The 19651-nt window shown below is 63.6% G+C and carries 16 protein-coding genes; 12 read left to right on the plus strand and 4 right to left on the minus strand.

Translation table 11 applies throughout. The features are described 5' to 3' along the window. The first annotated feature begins 142 nt into the window (after positions 1-142). The 9 genes from whiA to DF196_RS00910 all read left to right on the plus strand — a co-directional run bounded on the left by whiA (position 143) and on the right by DF196_RS00910 (position 9470). Positions 143-1093: a DNA-binding protein WhiA gene (gene whiA / locus DF196_RS00870; protein ID WP_109056056.1), complete on the plus strand. Its 951-nt coding sequence runs from the start codon at positions 143-145 to the stop codon at positions 1091-1093. Positions 1094-1248: 155 nt separating this feature from the next. Then, positions 1249-2454 carry a phosphoglycerate kinase gene (locus DF196_RS00875; protein ID WP_109056057.1) on the plus strand — a complete coding sequence of 402 codons (1206 nt, stop codon included), beginning with the start codon at positions 1249-1251 and terminating at the stop codon, positions 2452-2454. Between the two features lie 84 nt (positions 2455-2538). After that, entirely contained in the window at positions 2539-3342 is an 804-nt protein-coding gene (gene tpiA, locus DF196_RS00880) for a triose-phosphate isomerase (RefSeq protein ID WP_109056058.1), read from the plus strand. A gap of 74 nt (positions 3343-3416) precedes the next feature. Then, positions 3417-3665: a preprotein translocase subunit SecG gene (secG, locus tag DF196_RS00885; RefSeq protein ID WP_109056059.1), complete on the plus strand. Its 249-nt coding sequence runs from the start codon at positions 3417-3419 to the stop codon at positions 3663-3665. A 142-nt stretch (positions 3666-3807) separates the two neighbouring features. Then, complete coding sequence (locus DF196_RS00890) at positions 3808-4758, plus strand: L-lactate dehydrogenase (RefSeq protein ID WP_109056060.1); 951 nt, start codon at positions 3808-3810, stop codon at positions 4756-4758. Further along, on the plus strand, positions 4755-5621 hold the full coding sequence (locus DF196_RS00895) for an HAD family hydrolase (protein WP_109056061.1): 867 nt from the start codon (positions 4755-4757) through the stop codon (positions 5619-5621). Before DF196_RS00890 ends, DF196_RS00895 begins: the two co-directional genes overlap by 4 nt. A 5-nt stretch (positions 5622-5626) precedes the next feature. Next, a complete protein-coding gene (locus tag DF196_RS00900; protein WP_206603761.1) occupies positions 5627-6691 on the plus strand; it encodes an ADP-ribosylglycohydrolase family protein in 1065 nt (354 codons plus the stop codon). Beyond that, positions 6688-7767, plus strand: a complete 1080-nt coding sequence (locus tag DF196_RS00905) for a PfkB family carbohydrate kinase (protein ID WP_241519526.1) — start codon at positions 6688-6690, stop codon at positions 7765-7767. The genes DF196_RS00900 and DF196_RS00905 overlap by 4 nt, the downstream gene beginning before the upstream one ends. Before the next feature lie 98 nt (positions 7768-7865). Beyond that, the gene (locus DF196_RS00910; protein ID WP_170114957.1) at positions 7866-9470 is read left to right on the plus strand and encodes an aminotransferase class I/II-fold pyridoxal phosphate-dependent enzyme; all 1605 of its coding nucleotides are present in this window, start codon (positions 7866-7868) and stop codon (positions 9468-9470) included. Positions 9471-9508: 38 nt separating this feature from the next. Here the strand turns inward: DF196_RS00910 and DF196_RS00915 are convergent, their stop codons facing one another. Beyond that, complete coding sequence (locus tag DF196_RS00915; RefSeq protein ID WP_109056062.1) at positions 9509-10621, minus strand: 5-methyltetrahydropteroyltriglutamate--homocysteine S-methyltransferase; 1113 nt, start codon at positions 10619-10621, stop codon at positions 9509-9511. Between the two features lie 480 nt (positions 10622-11101). Between DF196_RS00915 and DF196_RS00920 the strand changes: the two genes are divergently transcribed. Further along, the gene (locus DF196_RS00920; RefSeq protein WP_109056063.1) at positions 11102-11863 is read left to right on the plus strand and encodes a carboxymuconolactone decarboxylase family protein; all 762 of its coding nucleotides are present in this window, start codon (positions 11102-11104) and stop codon (positions 11861-11863) included. Between the two features lie 150 nt (positions 11864-12013). Here the strand turns inward: DF196_RS00920 and brnQ are convergent, their stop codons facing one another. Further along, positions 12014-13360: a branched-chain amino acid transport system II carrier protein gene (gene brnQ, locus DF196_RS00925; RefSeq protein WP_109056183.1), complete on the minus strand. Its 1347-nt coding sequence runs from the start codon at positions 13358-13360 to the stop codon at positions 12014-12016. A 253-nt stretch (positions 13361-13613) separates the two neighbouring features. Between brnQ and DF196_RS00930 the strand changes: the two genes are divergently transcribed. After that, entirely contained in the window at positions 13614-14777 is a 1164-nt protein-coding gene (locus DF196_RS00930; protein ID WP_158276221.1) for a pyridoxal phosphate-dependent aminotransferase, read from the plus strand. Positions 14778-14896: 119 nt separating this feature from the next. On the opposite strand, the gene tal is transcribed toward DF196_RS00930, so the two are convergent. Continuing rightward, the gene (gene tal, locus DF196_RS00935) at positions 14897-16000 is read right to left on the minus strand and encodes a transaldolase (RefSeq protein WP_109056065.1); all 1104 of its coding nucleotides are present in this window, start codon (positions 15998-16000) and stop codon (positions 14897-14899) included. A gap of 83 nt (positions 16001-16083) precedes the next feature. Continuing rightward, the gene (gene tkt, locus DF196_RS00940) at positions 16084-18186 is read right to left on the minus strand and encodes a transketolase (protein ID WP_109056066.1); all 2103 of its coding nucleotides are present in this window, start codon (positions 18184-18186) and stop codon (positions 16084-16086) included. Between the two features lie 369 nt (positions 18187-18555). On the opposite strand from tkt, the gene hrcA reads away from it, so the two are divergent. Beyond that, positions 18556-19647, plus strand: coding sequence for a heat-inducible transcriptional repressor HrcA (hrcA, locus tag DF196_RS00945; protein ID WP_109056067.1), 1092 nt, complete (start codon positions 18556-18558; stop codon positions 19645-19647). Positions 19648-19651 lie beyond the last annotated feature (4 nt).

Raw genomic sequence — 19651 nt, forward strand, 5'->3', positions numbered from 1 at the left:
GCCGAAATACGTATCGAACGGGTTTAGTTGTCCACTAGATTAGGTATCACAGTAAGCCGATGGCTGCCGGCGCGTCACTTTCGTGTTGACGATTCGAAACGCCTGAAGCATTGGGAAGAACGGGACTGTAGGAGGTTGGATCTTGGCTCTTCTGGATGACGTTAAAAGCGAGTTGGCAGCCTTTGAGGGTGACTCCCCAGCCGCTATCAAGGCCCAGGCCGCGGCCATGATCCGTTTCGGCGGCGGTCTCCGCCCCGTGCAGAACACCTACGTGATCCAGGCGGTGTTCACCTCGCTGGATTCCGCCGAATGGCTCAGGAACACGCTGAGGGACGTGTTCGGCCATGAAGCCGAGGTCAACCATCTCACCCGCCAGACGCCGAACGGTCCGGTCGAGACCTACGTGGTGCTCGTTACCCGCAACGTGGTGGCACTGGCGCTGCAGACCGGACTGGTGGACCGCCGCAAGCAGCAGGTGCGCGGTCTTCCCGCGGAGGTGGTCAACGGCTCGATCGCCCAGATCAAGGCCGCCTGGCGTGGTGCGTTCATGGCCCGCGGCTTCCTGTCCGACCCGGGCAAGGCCAGCTTCCTGGAAATCGCCTGCCCCACCGAAGAGGCAGCCATGGCCCTGTGCGGCGTGGCCCGCCGACTCGGCATCCAGGCCAAGCACCGCACGCTGCGCAGCTCCGAGCGCGTGACGCTCAAGGACCCGGACGCCATCGAGCGCATGCTCAAGCTCATGGGCGCCTCGCGCTCCGCCCGCGAATGGACCGGCAAGCGCTCCGACGGCGAGGCCCGCGGCAAGGCCAACCGCCTGGCCAACTTCGACGATGCCAACATGCGCCGTTCGGCCAAGGCCGCAGCCGAGGCCAGCGAGAAGGTGCAGCACGCCTTCGAGGTGCTGGGGGACAATATCCCGGACAACCTGCGCCAGGCCGGCCAGCTGCGCATCGACCACGTGGACAAGAGCCTCGAGGAGCTAGGCAAGCTCGCCGAGCCGCAGATCACCAAGGACGCCATCGCCGGCCGTATCCGCCGACTGCTTCAGCTCGCCGAGAAGACCGAGAAGGCCCGCGCCGCCGAAGGCAAGTGAGCGTTCACAACGCATCGCGTCCATAGCGACCACACTGTGTACGACACCGCATTCGTCTACTGGATGGAATGCGGTGTTTTTCTATAAATGCCTGTAATATGCGAAGTGGCAAAACTGGCCACTTTGACGTTTCCATTCGTCAAGGAAAGGAAATTATGAAGACACTCAAGGACCTTGGAGATCTCAAGGGCAAGCGCGTCCTGGTTCGCGCTGATTTCAATGTTCCGCTGGACGGCACCACCATCACCGATGACGGTCGTATCAAGGCTGCTCTGCCGACCATCAAGACCTTGCGCGAGGAAGGCGCCAAGGTCATCCTCATGGCCCACCTCGGCCGCCCGAAGGGCAAAGTCGTCCCCGAGCTGAGCTTGGCCCCGGTCGCCAAGCGTCTGGGCGAGCTGCTCGGCGTCGAGGTCCCGCTGGCCAAGGACACCTACGGCGAGGACGCCCAGGCCAAGGTCGCCGCGATGAACGACGGCGACGTGGTCCTGCTCGAGAACGTGCGCTTCAACCCGGAGGAAACCTCCAAGGATGCCGCCGAGCGCGCCGCCTACGCCAAGAAGATCGCCGCCCTCGGCGAGGCCTTCGTCTCCGACGGCTTCGGTGTGGTCCACCGTGCCCAGGGCTCCAACTACGACGTGGCCGCCGATCTGCCGGCCGCCGCCGGCCTGCTGGTCGAGAAGGAAGTCAAGGCCCTGTCCAAGGCCACCAAGAACCCGGAGCGCCCGTTCACCGTGGTGCTCGGCGGTTCCAAGGTCTCCGACAAGCTCGGCGTGATCGAGAACCTGCTCGACAAGGCCAACCGCCTCGTCATCGGCGGCGGCATGGTCTTCACCTTCCTCAAGGCCAAGGGCTACGAGGTCGGCACCTCCCTGCTCGAGGAGGACCAGCTCGACAAGGTCAAGGGCTACATCGAGACCGCCGAGAAGAACGGCGTCGAGCTCGTGCTGCCGACCGACATCGTCGTGAACCCCGGCTTCCCGGCCGGCGACACCCCGGTCGCTCCGGAGGTCGTCCCGGCTGACGCCATCCCGGCCGACAAGATGGGTCTGGACATCGGTCCGGAGTCCCAGAAGCTGTTCCACGACAAGATCGTGGACTCCAAGACCGTGGTGTGGAACGGCCCGATGGGCGTGTTCGAGATCCCCGAGTTCGCCGCCGGCACCAAGGCCGTGGCCCAGGGCCTTGTGGACGCCACCGCGGCTGGTGCGTTCACCATCGTCGGTGGCGGCGACTCCGCCTCCGCCGTGCGTAACCTCGGCTTCCCGGAGGATGGCTTCTCCCACATCTCCACCGGTGGTGGCGCCTCCCTCGAGTTCCTTGAGGGCAAGGAGCTCCCGGGTCTGAAGGTTCTGGAGTAGTCCAGACAGACACCGTCGATCACGGTTGTACCAGGGCTCCCCTCCTCACGAGGGGAGCCATCTACGTTCAGGGAGGATTCGTTCATGGCGTCCAAGCGCATTCCGCTGGTGGCCGGCAACTGGAAGATGAACTTCGATCATCTGGAGGCCACCTACTTCGTGCAGAAGCTGGCTTGGCTGCTCAGAGACGCCCACTTCGACTTCAAACGGTGCGAGGTAGCACTGTTCCCCTCCTTCACCTCCCTGCGTAGCGTGCAGGTGCTCGTCGAGGCCGACCGCCTGCATCTCACCTATGGCGCGCAATCCGTGTCCGTGACCACGCAAGGCGCCTTCACCGGCGATGTCTCCGCGGACATGATTGCCCACCTCGGTTGCTCGTACGTCATCGTCGGCCATTCCGAACGCCGCAAATACCATCCCGAGGACGACGCCAACATCGTCGATCAGGTGCGCGCCGTGCTCGCGGCCGGCATGCAGCCGATCCTGTGCGTGGGCGAAAGCTACGAGGAGCGCCGCCAGGGCATCGAACTCGACTTCGCCGTGGGCCAGGTCCGCGACGTCACCCGCGACCTGAGCGACGAGGAGACCGCCAAACTCATCGTGGCCTACGAACCGGTCTGGGCCATCGGCACCGGCATGGTGGCCACCCCGCAATCCGCGCAGGACGCATCCGAGGCCATCCGCGCGGACCTCAAATCCACTTTCGGGGCGGAGGTCAGCGAATCCGTGCGCATCCTCTACGGCGGATCGGTCACCTCCAAGAACGCCGCCGAACTCATCCGTCAGCCCGACGTGGACGGATTCCTCATCGGAGGCGCCGCGCTGGACGCCGATGAGCTGGCCAGAATCGCACGTCTCGCCCTGAAATCGACCCAATTACGGAAATAATGCGAGAACGTACGGCGTTTTTCCGACGCCTGCGCTATGCTAGTCAACAGTTTGTTACACATCGGAGGTTACCTGTGACCGCTCTTAAGATCACGCTGCAAATCGTAGTCGTTCTGCTCAGCGCCCTGCTGACGCTGCTCATCCTCATGCACAAGGGCAAGGGCGGCGGTCTGTCGGATATGTTCGGCGGCGGCCTGACCCAGAACGCCGGTACCTCCGGCGTGGCCGAGAAGAACCTGAACCGTTGGACCGTGATCATCGCCCTGCTGTGGGTTGTCCTGATCATCGGCCTCGACATGATGACCAAGTTCAACCTCGGCTGATTATATCAATCGTGAGTTCTGCGACCCATGACCCATCACCGGTCATGGGTCGCATTCGTTTGCGCGTGCCTTCGCATATCGATTGGCGGGCACGCAGGTAATCCGACGAGCAAGTAAGGGCAAGTAAGGAGACAACAGACCCATGGTCACCATGAACCGCAACAAAGTCGTCATCGTCGGCACCGGCCAGGTGGGAGCCACCGCCGCGTTCGGCATCGTCACGCACGGTCTGTGCAACGAGCTGGTGCTCATCGACCATTTCGCGGCCAAGGCGCTGGGGGAGGCCCACGACCTTGACGACGGCAGCGAATTCCAGGACCGTCACGTCAAGGTGCGCGCCGGCGATTACGCCGACTGCAAGGACGCGGACATCGTGGTCATCACCGTGGGCCGCAAGCCGCCGGCCAACTCCACGCGACTCGCCGAACTCGGCTTCACGGTCGGACTCGTGGGCGAAGTGGTGGATAACGTCATGGCTTCCGGCTTCGATGGCGTGATCGTCATGGTCTCCAATCCGGTGGACGTGATGGCCTGGTACGCCTGGAAACGTTCCGGCCTGCCCCGCACGCAGGTGCTCGGCACCGGCACCGCGCTCGACACCTCCCGCCTCAAGACCATCATCGGCGAGGAGACCGGCCTCGACCCGCGCAACGTGGGCGGCTTCGTGATGGGCGAGCACGGCGACTCCCAGTTCACCGCATGGTCCACCGTCTCCCTCGGTGGCAAGCCGTTCGCCAGGTTCCTTGCGGACAACCAGGACCGCTTCGCCTCCGTCTCCACCGCCGAAATCGAGGAGAAGACCCGCATGCGCGGCAACGAGATCGTGGCGGCCAAGGGCGGCACGAACTTCGGCATCGCCTCCACCGTGGCCGGCATCGTGCAGACCATCCTGTGGGACGAACGCCGCATCGTGCCCGTCTCCACGCTGCTCGACGGCGAATACGGCGAACATGACGTGTTCCTGGGAGTGCCCACCGAACTGCGCGCCAACGGCGCCAACGAAATCGTCGAACTCGAACTCAACGCCGAGGAACAGGCCAAGCTCCACCACTCCGCCGAGCTGGTCCGCTCCTACTGTGAGGGACTGCTGTGACGGGCGGCACCGGCACCGACCGCACCGTCGGCACCGCACGCCCGCGACTGCTGGTCGCCGACCTCGACGGCACTCTGCTGCACGACGCCGAAGTGTTCGAAGACCGTGACATCACCCGACGCAGCATCGAAACCATCGAACGCGCCCATGATGCCGGCTACCTGTTCGCCATCGCCACCGCCCGCCCGGTCAGCACCGGCCTGCGGTTCGCGAAACAGCTGCTGGTCGACGCCGTGATCTACCTCAACGGCGCGCTCATCGACTTCGATCCCGCGGCCAACTCCGATTTCGACCTGCTCACCTCTGCCAATCTGCCGGCGGACGGCAGCCTGGTCAAGATCGGATTTCCCGCAAGCCGCGCCTGCGAAGTCTGCCTGATGCTGCTGGAACACATGCCGGACCTGAAACTCGGCATCGTGATGAACGACGTGCGATACACCAACTTCGACATCAGCGTGTACTGGAAGACCCAGACCTTCCGCTACACCGACTTCCACGACGTGCCCGACGGTGTGGCCGACAAGATCACGATCTTTCCCGAAGCCGACCAGTGGGACGCATTGCGTCCGCTGATCCCCGGGGACTTCGAGATCTCGATCAGCGAAGGCGTCATGTGGATGCTCATGAATCCCGAGGCCAACAAGGAACATGCGTTGCGCCTGCTGTGCGAACGCATGGGCGTGTCCCCGGAGGAGACCGTGGCCTTCGGCGACGACCTCATCGACATCGACATGATGCGCGCGGCCGGCCGAGGAGTGGCAGTGGCCAACGCCAATCCGAAGGTGCTCGCCATCGCCGATGAGGTCTGCCCGTCCAACAACGAGGACGGCGTGGCCCAATGGATTGAGGCCCAACTACAGTAGGAGGCATGGTGAACAGTTCCATGCACGATCATGCCGTGGGTGCCCTGCTCGGGCTCGCCATCGGCGACGCACTGGGCATGCCCACGCAAAGCATGTCACCCGCACAGATCAGGGCCGCATACGGTGTCAGGCCGGTAGGCGCGTTCGTGGACGCATGCCCGAACCAACCCATCGCCCCGGATATGCGGGCCGGCTCGGTCACGGACGACACCGAACAGGCGTTGCTGCTGGCCGAACAGCTCATCGACGGCGACGGCGAGCTTGACATCCGTCAATACGCCTACGCGCTGCTCAATTGGGAGGACGACATGCGGGCCAAAGGCTCGCTCGACCTGCTCGGCCCTTCCACCAAACGCGCGCTCGAACAGTTCAAGGCCGGCGTGGATGTGGAAAGGACCGGCATCCTCGGCACCACCAACGGCGGGGCCATGCGCGCCTGCCCCATCGGCATCGCCAACCGCCCCGACCCGCACCTGGCCGAAATCGCCCGCCGCTCCACCATCGTGACGCACAACACCGAACAGGGTCTCGAATCCACGATGCTCGTGGCCGCCGCCGTCAGTTACGGCATCGAAGGCTCCGAACCGGTGGAAGCCATGCTCATGGCCTGCAACTACGTGACCGCCTACCTGGCCATGCGAAAGTTCGAAGGGCACGGCGTGGGGCACTGGTCGCCCAAGGCCTCCGTACTGGCACGCACCCGCTGGGCCATCAACTGGGCCCGTGCCCATACCGGCGACGCCTCGCCCGACCTCTACGACCATGACATGTTCGCCGAGCAGTTGCGTGCCATCATCGGCACCAGCGTGGAGGCCAATGAATCCGTGCCGGCCGCGTTCGCCATCGCCACCCGGTACGCCGATCGTCCCTATGACGCGCTCGTCGTGGCCGCCAACCTCGGCGGCGACACCGACACGATTGCCGCGATGACCGGTGCCATCCTCGGCGCGGTGCACGGAGCGGATGCCTTCCCCGAAACGATGGCCCGCACGGTCCAGGAAATCAACGTACTGGACCTCGCGTCCACGGCCGACCGGCTGCTGGCGCTCTCCGATAGGAGGAATATATGAGCGTGGGCGAGTCGGATGAGCGGCCGGCCAAGATGTCGTCGGGGGAGAGCGGCCCGCAAGGCGATGCCTGTGCCAATGGCCGGGTGATCAGCCTAGGCCAGATGCTCGTGGACCTGACCATGCGCATCGACCGCGTGCCCGAACCAGGCGGCGACGCCTTCGCGGACGAGGCCGTGGCCCGTGTGGGTTCCAGCTTCAACATCCTGCACGCCGTACGCCAGATGGGCGTCGGCGCCGCACACGGCGGCATCATCGGCACCGGCCCGTGGGCCACACAGATTCGTGACGCACTGTCCGGCGACGGCATCGAACACATCGGCCTGACCGACCTGGCCCGCGATTCGGGCATCTGCATCGCCATGACCGACGCCCGCGCCGAACGCACGTTCGTGACGGTGCGCGGCGCCGAAACCCAAGGTGACGGACATTGCTTCGACGGCATCGCGCCCGCTGACGGCGACATCGTGCATATCAACGGATACACGTTCGCCCACCCCACCTCACGCGGATTGCTGTCGTTCTTGGAACGCTACCGTTCGCACCGGTTCACCACGGTGTTCGACCCGTCATCCGTGGCTGCCGGTGCCGAGGACCGTCTGCTCGGCGCGATCATCGAACATCGGCCGATCTGGTCATGCAACTACGAGGAATCGCTGGCGTTGGCCCGTCGACTCGGGCTGGGCAACGACTTCCATCGGTATGTCGAACGCTCCGGCGTCGAGGTCGCCGGGGACAACGCCGACAAGCCATCGCCGCTGGGTGACGCCGGACTGATGTGCGCCGCGCTGAGCGAACGGCTGCATGCCCCGGTGATCGTGCGATCCGGTGCGGCCGGCGCATGGGTGTGCCCCGAAGCGGGGGAGCGGGCCGAACTCGTACCGTCCACCCACGTGCACGCCGTGGACACCAATGGCGCAGGCGACTGCCATGTGGGCGTGATGAGCGCGGAACTCATCCACGGTGCATCCCTACTGGATGCGGTGCGCGTGGCCAACGTGGCCGCCGCCATCTCCGTGACCCGCCGCGGTCCCGCCACCTGCCCGGCCCGGAGTGAAATCGAACCGCTGCTGAAATAGCGTCCAAAAATCACACGCCGTAATTGAACTGTGTTTGAACTGGGCGTATGCTTTGAACCGTTGTTCAAAAAGGAAATTGAACTTCGGTTGGAGGCATGATGAGCGTATCGGTGTTCGCGGAACGTCTGCGCAATGCGATGAACAGCAGGGGACTGAAGCAGATCGACTTGGTGCATGCGGCCGAACGCCGTGGCGTCAAAATGGGCAAGAGCCATATCAGTCAGTACGTGTCCGGCAAGACCATGCCGAGGGAAGACGTGCTGTCATTCCTCGCCGATGAGCTTGACGTGGATGCGAACTGGCTGCGCGGCGAGGAATCCACCCCGCAATTGAACCAGGATGCTCCCCGACCAGCGCATGACAACGATGTCACCGGTAATCGTGACAACGATATCATCACCATATCCGGAAATGAGGCGTTGAAATTGAACCACAATGAACCAGCGGGAACCCATCCCGTCGACAACGAAATCCCCGCCGGCCGCCGCCGTACCTTCGGCAAGTCCCACAAGTTGGATAACGTGCTCTACGACGTACGCGGCCCGGTGGTGGATGAGGCGGCCCGCATGGAGGCGGACGGCACACACATCCTGAAATTGAACATCGGCAATCCGGCCCCGTTCGGATTCCGCACGCCGGACGAGGTCGTCTATGACATGGCGCACCAGCTGACCGACACCGAAGGCTACTCACCGTCCAAGGGATTGTTCTCCGCACGCAAGGCCATCATGCAGTACGCGCAGCTCAAGAACCTGCCGAACGTCACCATCGACGACATTTACACCGGCAACGGCGTCAGCGAGCTCATCAACCTGTGCATGTCCGCACTGCTGGACGACGGCGACGAAGTGCTCATCCCCAGCCCCGACTACCCGCTGTGGACCGCATGCGTGAACCTGGCCGGCGGTACCGCCGTGCACTACGTGTGCGACGAGCAGTCCGAATGGTATCCGGACCTCGACGACATCCGCGCCAAGATCACCGACCGCACGGTGGCCATCGTGCTCATCAATCCGAACAACCCCACCGGCGCGCTCTACCCGAAGGAAGTGCTGCAGGAGATCGTGGAGATCGCTCGCGAGCACCAGCTCATGATCTTCTCCGACGAGATCTACGACCGCCTCGTCATGGACGGGCTCACGCACACGTCCATCGCCTCGCTCGCGCCCGACCTGTTCTGCGTGACGTTCTCCGGCCTGTCCAAGTCGCATATGATCGCCGGCTACCGCGTCGGCTGGATGGTGCTGTCCGGCAACAAGCGCATCGCCAAGGACTACATCGAAGGCCTGAACATGCTGGCGAACATGCGCATCTGCTCGAACGTGCCCGCACAGTCGATCGTGCAGACCGCACTCGGCGGCCATCAGAGCGTCAACGACTACATCGTGCCCGGCGGACGTTTGTACGAGCAGCGCGAGTACATCTACAACGCCATCAATTCGATTCCGGGCCTGACCGCCGTAAAACCGAAGGCCGCGTTCTACATCTTCCCGAAGATCGACGTGAAGAAGTTCAATATCCGCGACGACGAGCAGTTCGCCCTTGACCTGCTCCATGACGAGCGCATCCTCATCACCCGTGGTGGCGGCTTCAACTGGAGTGAGCCGGACCACTTCCGCATCGTCTACCTGCCGCGCATCGAAGTGCTTAAGGACGCCACTGCCAAGATCGCGAACTTCTTCAGCTACTACTGGCAGGCGTGATAGTTTTGGCTCCCCTCAGCGAGGGGAGCCAAAAAATACTAGTCTTGCCATACCTCTTCCGAAATGGAACGGACCAGGGCGATCTTGGCCCACTGCTGGGCTTCGGTCAGGTGGTTGCCTTCCTCGGTGGAGGCGAAACCGCACTGCGTGGACAGGCACAGGCGATCCAACGGCACGTACTGCGCAGCTTCGGCGATACGCGCCTTGATGGCCTCGGGATCCTCAAGCTCCGGCTTCTTCGAGGTGATGAGGCCCAGCACCACCTTCTTGTCCCCGGACACCTTGGCCAGCGGCTCGAAATCGCCGGAGCGGTCGTCGTCGAACTCCAGGTAGTAGGCGGCCACGTTCTCCTCGCCGAAGAGCACATCCGCCACCTGGCCGTAACCGCCGGCGGAGAACCACTGCGACTGGTAGTTGCCGCGGCAGATGTGGGTGGTGACCACCATATCCTCCGGTACGGCGGCGATCACCGCGTTGTTCACGGCCGCGTACTGACGCTGCACGGTCTTGGCGTCCACGCCGAACACCGTGTCCTTGAAATCTTCGGACACGAATGCGCCCCACGTGCAGTCGTCGAACTGCAGCGTGCGACAGCCGGCCTCATACAGATCGTGCGCCACCTGGATGTAGGCGTCGGCGATGGCCTGGGCCAGCGCATCATTGTCCTTATACGGATTCACGGCCTCCTCGGCGATGCCCTGCTGAAGCACGAACAGCGTCTGGGCAGGGGAGGGCACGGTCTGTTTGGCGATGGTGTTCTCATCCTCCAGGGCCTTGACGAAACGGTAGTGCTCCACGAACGGGTGGTTCTCACCACTGATCTCGCCATCCACGCCGGCGGCCTCGACCACGGCGGTGCCGTCCGAACCCTTGAACTGGATGGGGGCGGTGCCACGGCGGACGCCCTGCAGTCCCCACATGAAATCGAGATGCCAGTAAGCGCGACGGAACTCGCCATCCGTGATCACGTGCAGGCCGGCGGACTTCTGCTTGGCCACCAGCTCGGTGATCGCCTTGTCCTCGACGGCCTTGAGCTCCGCCGCGTCGATGTGGCCGGCCTCGAAGTCGGCGCGTGCGGCCTTGAGCTCGGCCGGGCGCAGATAGCTGCCCACCACATCCGCGCGGAACGGGGCGTTGTGCTGATAGGTCATGTGACTTGCTCCTTTGTCTGAGCGCGGCATGCCGTGGCGCGCGATAAGCGACGTGCGATGCGGCATTGCCTGCGATTGCGGTACCGGCGTCGGTCGCGGTCGCGCAATCCTTGCGCGGGGCGAACAGACGCATACGTTGCGTACCTTAGCAGCGCGACGGCCACACTGTCCGCAACCGTCTCACTGGATGTGACGGGCCGATTTCGTCTGATGAACATATTCCCCTGATGATGGTCCCGCGAACCATGCCCTGCGATTATGCCTGGCGGTGCGGTCCAGGCATTTGACCCGAAACCGGCATGACCATACGCTGAAGGCGATCATGAAGCTCGACGGATGGGTGCGTCGGGCCGAGCGCGACGGTCTTCTCGTTCTGTGTCTTTCCGGTGGTAGGACTGCCGGACCGGGAGACCGAGCGGGATATGGTCCGGCAAACCTGTAGACACGACCGCGCATGCGGCAGAAATGAGGGAGATCACAATGTCCGTCAATCAGGAGTATGAATCCGAATCGTTGTTCTCCGACAATACGCTCAAGACCACCGATCCCGAATTCGCTGAATTCTTCGGCAACTTCGTCGATGATGAAGTACGGCACGAACCGGGTGCAAACCATCCGGAGCTGGACGAGCCGACACGTTGGATGGCGATTCTCGCCGCATTGCTGGGTTGCCAAGGCCATGAGGCGTTCGCCTTGATGGCACCCAAGGCGTTGGATGCCGGTCTGACGCCGATCCAGCTCAAGGAAATCGTCTACCAGGCCACCGCCTACCTTGGATTCGGCCGTGTGCTGCCGTTCCTTGGCATCGCCAACCATGTCCTTGCCGACCTCGGCGTAAGTCTGCCGTTGGAGGGCCAGTCCACCACTACGCCGGAAACGCGAGCCGCCGCCGGCGAGCAATCGCAGATCGACATCTTCGGCGAGCACATGCGCGGATTCGCGCAATCCGGCCCGGAAGAGACCCGACACATCAACAAGTGGCTGGCCGACAACTGTTTTGGCGACTACTACACGCGCGGTGGTCTTGACACCCGTCAGAGGGAGATGATCACTCTGTGCTTCCTCGCCGCGCAGGGCGGCTGCGAACCGCAGCTGACCGCCCATGCAGCCGCCAATCTTCGGGTGGGCAACGAGAAGGCGTTCCTTATCGCCGTTGTGTCCCAATGCATGCCCTACCTCGGTTATCCGCGCACGCTCAACGCCATCCGCTGCATCAACGAGGCCGCCGCCCAGGCCGCGTGAGATACACGCAGGTGGATATAGTTCTTGGCTCCCCTCGCTGAGGGGAGCTGTCAGCGAAGCTGACTGAGGGGAGCACCGGCTTATCCGAGAACTCCCCTCAGTCTCGCTGCGTTCGACAGCTCCCTTCAACGAAGGGAGCCCAAAGGTGCGCTAGCGCCGCGCACGAACCAGCGAATCGACGACGCCAATCACCATGCCGATGACCGCGGGCGTCAGCCATCCAAGCTCCTTGGTTTGCAACGGCAACAGGTTCAACGCGGACTCCAGCCACGGCAGCGAGCCGCCGAACACGGAGACCAGCGAAGCCACGCACCCGGCGAACGCCACCAGACCGACCAACAGTACGGTCCAGAAATACACGCGCGGGAATCGTGCGGCGAATACATGATGGGTCAGGGCAAGCAGCACCAGTACGATTGCCATCGGATACAGCGCCGACAACACCGGCACGGACACCTTGATGATGAGGCTCAATCCGGCGTTCGACACCACGAAGCTGAACACGGTGAACATCACCTGCCAGGCACGGTAGCTCACCGCGCGTCCCGCAACGCTGGGGAACTTGGTATGGAAATATGTGGCGCACGTGCAGATCAGGCCAGTGCACACGTTGAGGCAGGCGATGACGAACACCACGCCCAGGAACACCGTGCCTTCCGCGCCGAACACCGACGACGTGAGATTGGTCAGCACGGTGGCACCCGTGTCATGTTCCGGATCGATGGCCGCGATCGAACCGGACACCACGCCCACGTAGCTCAGCGCGCCGTAGATGAGGATGAGCAGCACGCCCGTGCCTAGTCCCGCGAACGCGGTTTCACGCTGCACCTGCGGTTCGTCCTCGACCCGCAGCGCGCGAACGTTCGCGGAAATCACGATGCCGAAGTACAGCGCCGCCAGAAGATCCATGGTCTGGTACCCGTCCAGGAATCCACGCGCCATCTGATTTGACCGATAATTGCCCGACGGGGCGGCCGCCGTGCCGATGCCATGTACCAGACAGGCCACGAACAGCACCGCGATAAGCGCCAGCAGCAGCGGTCCCATGAACCGGCCCAGCACCTTGGACAGTTTCTCGGGATGCTGGGCGAACAGGAATGCCAGCGTGAAGAACACCAGCGAATAGATGAGTTGCGCAAGCCATGCGGAACCGTTCGGCACGAACGGAGCCACCATCATTTCGAACGAGGTGGTGGCCGTACGCGGAATGGCGAAACACGGTCCAATCGTCAGGATGATGGCGAGCCCGAGCAGCAACGCGAACTTGGGGGAGACGCGCCCGGCAAGCTTGTCGAAGCCACCGGCGAATGTGACCGCCAGCACGCCCAGAATCGGCAGACCCACCGCGGAGACGATGAACCCGATGGCGGCCGGAAGCGTGGCGGCCCCCGCCTGGGCGCCCACGAACGGTGGGAAGATGAGATTGCCCGCGCCGAAGAACATCGAGAAGAACGTGAACGTCATCAGCAGACGTTGGCGTGCGGTCAGTTGTGCGATCGGATTGGGCATGATGTGGGTCGTCCCTTCAAACGTCATATATAACCAGTCGTGAACCTACCAGCCCGAGGAAACCACGGTCAAGGCGCTCCGGTCTCTACGGCATATCCGCATTCACGTTGTGGTCATCGTGACATTATGCGGGACATGAATGGGCATGGGTACTGGTTTGGACATCAGCCGCATCCGAAACACGGTATGGCTAGAATGCAGGACTACTTGCCGTATCCATGCAATATCAGGGGGTTTGGGGATGCCTGCTATTTCACGCCGCGCACAGGAAGCGCTGTATCCGAGCGTCCGTGAGATGTTCGAATTGGCGGCCGGGGTGCCGGATACGATTTCGTTCGCCGTGGGGGAGCCCGGCTTCGACACGCCGAAGCCGATGATCGACGCCGCGTATCAGGCGGCGATCCATGGCGACACGCATTACACGCCCAATCGCGGTACGGCGGCGCTCCGCGAGGCCTGGTGCCGGTATCGTGCGAAGCAGGACGGTGTCGATTATGATCCGGCCGGCGAGATCATCGTGACCACCGGCGGCATGGAGGCCGTGTATCTGGCGATGATCGCCACGCTGGACGCCGGCGACGACATCCTCATCCCGGATCCGGGCTACGCGAACTATTTTGGTCAGGCGCAGATGGCGCAGGTGAACGTGGTGCCGGTGCCGTTGTACGAGGACAATGGATTTCGCATGCGGGCCGTGGACGTCGAGGCGGCGATCACGCCACGGACGCGGGCGCTGCTGCTGAACTCGCCGTCGAATCCCACCGGAGCCATCATCGGTCCCGATGCGCTTGCCGCCATTGCCGAAGTGGCTTGCCGCCATGATTTGTGGGTGATCAGTGATGAGGTGTACCGGGCGTTCGTGTACGACGACCATGTGCGGTGCCTGTCCATCGCGGCGATGCCGGGCATGAAGGAGCGCACGGTCGTCGTCGACTCGTTCTCCAAGACCTTCGCCATGACCGGCTGGCGCATCGGCTGCGCGTTCGGGCCGAAACCCATCATCGACCAGATGACGGTGATGCAGGAGAATGTGGTCTCCTGTGTGCCGGGAGCGCTGCAGGTGGGCGCGGTGGCCGCTCTGGAGGGAGCCGCGGACATTCTGTCCACGATGAAGGCGGCATATCGGGCGAACCGCGACATGGTGGCGCGGGCGGTGGCTGATATGCCGTTGGTGAGCTGCAACGTGCCGGATGGTGCGTTCTATATCCTCATCAATGTGACCGCCACCGGCATGAACGATCACGATTTCGCCGTGCGATTGCTCAACGAAGCGCACGTGGTGGTGACGCCCGCCTCCGGCTTCGGCTCACGCGGGCGTGGTTATGTTCGGCTTTCCTATGTCGGCACCGCGGAGGACACGGCCGAAGGGCTGCGTCGTATGAAGGCGTGGCTGGAAAGGCTGTGACTTTTCCCGTCTCCATGTTGCAGGGAAGCAGGCCGGATATACGAAAAGGGTCCAACCAAAATGGTCGGACCCTTTCAGGACTCACCGATGTGCCATAAGGCACATCAGGTCAATCAGTCTCAGGCGTTCACGCGATCGATGCCGGACTGCACGTCAGCCAGCACGGAATCCCAGGACTTGATGAAGGCGGCGACACCGTCGGCCTCCAGCTTGTCGGTGACATCCTTGAGGTTGATGCCCAGCTCAGCCAGCTTGTTGATGATGGCGTGGGACTCCTCGTAGGTGCCCTCGATGGACGGAGCGCCGTTGCCGTGGTCGGCCAGAGCGTTCAGGGTCTTCTCCGGCATGGTGTTGACGATGTGCGGAGCAACCAGCTCGTCAACGTACTTGCAGTCGGAGTAGGCCGGGTTCTTGGTGCCGGTGGAGGCCCACAGCGGACGCTGAACCTTGGCGCCCTTGGCAGCCAGCTCGGCCCAACGCGGATCAGAAGCGAACTTCTTCTCGAACAGCTCGTAAGCCAGGCGAGCGTTGGCCACGGCGGCCTTGCCCTCCAGAGCCTTGGCCTCGTCGGAGCCGTTGGCTTCCAGCAGCTTGTCCACGGCGGTGTCCACGCGGGAGACGAAGAAGGAAGCGACGGAGCCGATGTGCTTCAGGTCGTGGCCGTTGGCGGCAGCCTGGGCGATGCCCTCGATGTAGGCGTCGATGACCTGCTCGTAGCGCTCAAGAGAGAAGATCAGGGTGACGTTCACGGAGATGCCCTTGGCCAGGGTGGCGGTGATGGCCGGCAGGCCTTCGAGGGTCGCCGGGATCTTGATCATGGCGTTCGGACGGTTGACCTTCTCCCACAGCTCGACGGCCTGCTTCTCGGTGGCCTCGGTCTCGTGGGCCAGACGCGGGTCGACCTCGATGGAGACACGGCCGTCGACGAAGTCGGTCTTCTCAGCGATCTCGCGGAAGATGTCGGTGGCGTTGCGCACATCGGTGGTGGTGAGCTCACGCACGGCGGTCTCGACGTCGACCTTGCCGAGCTCCTTGAGCTGCTCGTCGTACGGGCCGACCTGGCTCAGGGCCTTCTGGAAGATGGACGGGTTGGTGGTGACGCCGACCACGTTCTTGTTGGCGATGAGGTCCTGCAGGGAGCCGGACTCGATGCGGGAGCGGGACAGGTCGTCCAGCCAGATGGAAACGCCGGAATCGGACGTACGCTGAGTTGCTTCAGTCATATTTGTTTTCTCCTTGTTTAGTGGGTCCCCTCATCGTGGAGGGGACCCAACAGATTGCTATTGAATTATGAATCGATTCGCGATCAGGCGTTGGCCTCGGCGATGGACGCCTCGGCGGCCTCGACCACGTGCTCGGCGGTGATGCCGAGGTCGATCATGTTCTGAGCGCCGTCACCCTGCAGACCGAACTGCTCGATGGACACCGGCTTGCCGTAGGTGCCGAGGTACTTGTACCACGGCATGGCCACACCGGCCTCGACGGAGACGCGGGCCTTGACGGAAGCCGGAAGCACGGCCTCCTTGTACTCGGCGTCCTGCTCCTCGAACCACTCCATGGACGGGAAGGAGACCACGCGGGCCTTGACGCCCTTCTCGGCCAGGGTCTTGGCGGCGGCCACGGCCCACTGGACCTCGGAACCGGAGGCCATGATGATGACGTCCGGGGTGCCCTCGGTGTCAACCAGGATGTAAGCGCCCTTCTTGACGCCTTCCTTGGCCTTGGCGGCGGTCTCGGCGAGCACCGGCACGCCCTGACGGGTCAGCACCATGGCGCCCGGCAGTGTGTTCTTCTTCTCGAAGAAGTAACGGTAGGCCTCGGCGGTCTCGAAGGCATCGGCCGGACGGATGACCTCGAGCTGCGGGATGGCGCGGAAGGAAGCCAGGTGCTCGACCGGCTGGTGGGTCGGGCCGTCCTCGCCCACGGCGACGGAGTCGTGGGACCAGATGTACAGGTTCGGGATCTCCATGAGGGCGGCCAGACGGACGGCGGAGCGCTCGTAGTCGGAGAACATGAAGAAGGTGCCGCCGAACGGACGGGTGTGGGAGCCCAGCAGGATGCCGTTGGTGATGCAGCCCATGGTGAACTCGCGCACGCCGAAGTGCAGCTGGCGACCGAACTCGTTGCAGTTCGGCCACTGCTTGGTGGCGCACTCGGCCGGGGCGAAGGTGGCGGCGCCCTTGAGGTCGGTCTTGTTGGAACCGCCGAGGTCGGCGGAGCCGCCCCACAGTTCCGGCATGACGGCCGCGATGGCGTTGAGGACGGAGCCGGAGGCGCCACGGGTGGCGACCTTCTTGCCCACCTCGAAGGTGGCCTCGAGGTCGTCCAGGGCCTTGTCGAAGCCTTCCGGCAGCTCGCCGGCCTTCAGACGGTCGTACAGGGCGGCCTTGTCCGGGTTGGCCTTACGCCAAGCGTCGAACTTCTCGTCCCATTCCTTGTGGGCCTCCAGGCCGCGCTCGGCGACCTTGCGGGCGTGGGCGAGGGCCTCCTCGTCGACGTGGAAGGACTCGGCCGGATCGTAGCCGAGGGCTTCCTTGAGGCCGGCGACGGCCTCGGCGCCCAGCTTGGAGCCGTGGGAGGACGGGTCATTGGTCTTGCCTGGGGTCGGCCAGGCGATCAGGGAGTGGACCTTGATGAGCTTCGGCTGATCCGGAGCTTCCTTCTCGGCCTTGGCGATGACCTCGGCCAGGCCCTCGATGTCCTCCTTGTAGGAGCCGTCGGGCTGGATGAAGCTGAACTCGTCGGTGTACCAGCCGTAGGCCTGGAAGCGCTTGAGCACGTCTTCGGCCAGCACCAGGTTGGTGTCGCCTTCGATCTGGATGCGGTTGGCGTCGAAGATCACGGTCAGGTTGCCGAGCTTCTGGTTGGCGGCCAAGGAAGCGGCCTCGCCGGAGATGCCCTCCTCGATGTCGCCTTCACCGCAGATGGCCCAGATCTTGTGGTAGAACGGGGACTCTTCCTTCGGGGTGTTCGGGTCGAGCAGGCCGCGCTGGAAACGCTCGCCGTAGGCGAAGCCGATGGCGGAGGCGAAGCCCTGGCCCAGCGGGCCGGTGGTCATTTCGATGCCCGGGGTCAGGCCGTACTCCGGGTGGCCCGGGGTGCGGGTGTCGGCGCCGCCGCGGAAGTGCTTGAGGTCGTCCAGGGTCAGGCCGTAACCGGAGAAGTACAGCTGAACGTACTGGGTGAGGGATGCGTGGCCGCCCGAAAGGATGAAGCGATCGCGGCCTTCCCAGTTGGGATCGTTCGGATCATGCTTGATGAAATGCTGGTACAGGGTGTAGGCGACGGGCGCCAGGGAGATGGGGGAACCGGGGTGGCCGGAACCGGCCTTCTCAACCGCGTCGGCCGACAGGACCTTGGCCATCTTGATGGCGCGTTCGTCCAGTTCGGTCTCCTTGAATTCGGTCATGGATTACTTTCCTTCCAATTGGTCGGGCCGCGTATCCGGCTTGTGCCGAGCGCAAGACGCCCTCACATTGCGTATTCCATGCTAGCGTCGGTTTGCGACGTAGTGATGCAATTTTGGCGTGTTTTGGTAACTTGTGTTCTGTTAGCGTTCACAATTAACGTTTCTTCGCTACGAATGAACGGATTAGCACTCGAAATGGGGGAGTGCTAATACAATAAATTACGGCGTGTCTTGTTCGCATGACGTAGTCGCGCGGCCGAATGGGCGGTTTTCGCCTGTTTGAACGTGTACCTGCGTGGCGCGGACGAATGCACGCCGGACACGCCATGAACTGTTCGTGAATTCTTGCCTATATATAAGGAGGCGCGCATGACGCAATCAAGACGCATGCTGGTGCTGCGCGCCGTGGTGGAGGACTACATCCGCTCCCAGGAGCCGGTTGGATCCACATCGCTGACCAAAGAGCACAATCTGGGAGTGAGCTCCGCCACTGTGCGCAACGACATGGCCGCCCTTGAGGACGAGGGCTACCTGATTCAGCCGCACACCTCGGCCGGTCGTGTGCCCACGGAAAAGGGATACCGCTATTTCGTGGACCGATTGGCCACGGTGGTCCCGTTGAGCGAGGCGCAGCGACGCGGAATCAACAGCTTCCTTGCCGGGTCGGTGAGCCTGCAGGACGCCCTGCAGCGTTCGGCCCGGTTGCTTTCGGAGATCACCGGGCAGGTGGCCGTGGTGGCCTCCCCGTCGCTGGCCAAGGCCACGCTGCGGCATGTGGAGATGGTGCCCGTGGCGATGGGCACGTTGCTGGCCGTGGTGATCACGGATACCGGGCGCGTGGCTCAGCACGGACTGGCGGTCTCGTCCATGCCCGCGGCCGACAGCATCGCGCGGCTTTCCGGCGCCGTCAACGAGCAGTGCGCCGGACTGTCGCTGTCGAAATCCGCCGAAACGGTGCGTGCGATCGGCGCGTCCGCCGGATATGAGGATGTTCGCGGGGTCGCCGAATCGTTGGCGGACGCCTTCGCCTCGATGGCCTTGGACGAACGCGCCAACGAACTGTACATGTCCGGCGCCTCGCGTCTGGCCCACTCCCATTCGCTGGCCGATCTGGCGCCCCTGTTCGACGCGCTGGAGGAGCAGGTGGTGCTCATGAAGCTCATGAGCAACCTGAGCGAGGAGACGAACGCGGCCGGTGTGGGCGTGTCCATCGGTTCCGAAAGCCATACTCCCGAACTGCTGCACGCCTCGGTGGTCAGCAGCGGGTACGGCCGGACGGCCTCGGACCCCGATCCGGGCGAGGGGAATCCGGCGCAGTCCGCGCGGGATGCCGGCGAGCCGATCGCCTTCGTGGGATCCATCGGGCCTACGCATATGGACTATGCCACCACCATGGCCGCGGTCAAGGCGGTGGCCCGTTATCTCACCGCGTTCGTCAGCGAGCGGCGCACCCAGGACTGACCGC

The organism is Bifidobacterium callitrichidarum, from assembly GCF_003129905.1.
Classification (GTDB): domain Bacteria; phylum Actinomycetota; class Actinomycetes; order Actinomycetales; family Bifidobacteriaceae; genus Bifidobacterium; species Bifidobacterium callitrichidarum.

Bases quoted from the DNA above. Each gene is read 5' to 3' on its own strand.
- DF196_RS00875 (WP_109056057.1), top strand. From the start codon at position 1,249: ATGAAGACACTCAAGGACCTTGGAGATCTCAAGGGCAAGCGCGTCCTG.
- tpiA (WP_109056058.1), top strand. From the start codon at position 2,539: ATGGCGTCCAAGCGCATTCCGCTGGTGGCCGGCAACTGGAAGATGAAC.
- DF196_RS00890 (WP_109056060.1), top strand. From the start codon at position 3,808: ATGGTCACCATGAACCGCAACAAAGTCGTCATCGTCGGCACCGGCCAG.
- DF196_RS00900 (WP_206603761.1), top strand. From the start codon at position 5,627: ATGGTGAACAGTTCCATGCACGATCATGCCGTGGGTGCCCTGCTCGGG.
- DF196_RS00905 (WP_241519526.1), top strand. From the start codon at position 6,688: ATGAGCGTGGGCGAGTCGGATGAGCGGCCGGCCAAGATGTCGTCGGGG.
- DF196_RS00910 (WP_170114957.1), top strand. From the start codon at position 7,866: ATGAGCGTATCGGTGTTCGCGGAACGTCTGCGCAATGCGATGAACAGC.
- DF196_RS00915 (WP_109056062.1), bottom strand. From the start codon at position 10,621: ATGACCTATCAGCACAACGCCCCGTTCCGCGCGGATGTGGTGGGCAGC.
- DF196_RS00920 (WP_109056063.1), top strand. From the start codon at position 11,102: ATGTCCGTCAATCAGGAGTATGAATCCGAATCGTTGTTCTCCGACAAT.
- DF196_RS00930 (WP_158276221.1), top strand. From the start codon at position 13,614: ATGCCTGCTATTTCACGCCGCGCACAGGAAGCGCTGTATCCGAGCGTC.
- tal (WP_109056065.1), bottom strand. From the start codon at position 16,000: ATGACTGAAGCAACTCAGCGTACGTCCGATTCCGGCGTTTCCATCTGG.
- tkt (WP_109056066.1), bottom strand. From the start codon at position 18,186: ATGACCGAATTCAAGGAGACCGAACTGGACGAACGCGCCATCAAGATG.
- hrcA (WP_109056067.1), top strand. From the start codon at position 18,556: ATGACGCAATCAAGACGCATGCTGGTGCTGCGCGCCGTGGTGGAGGAC.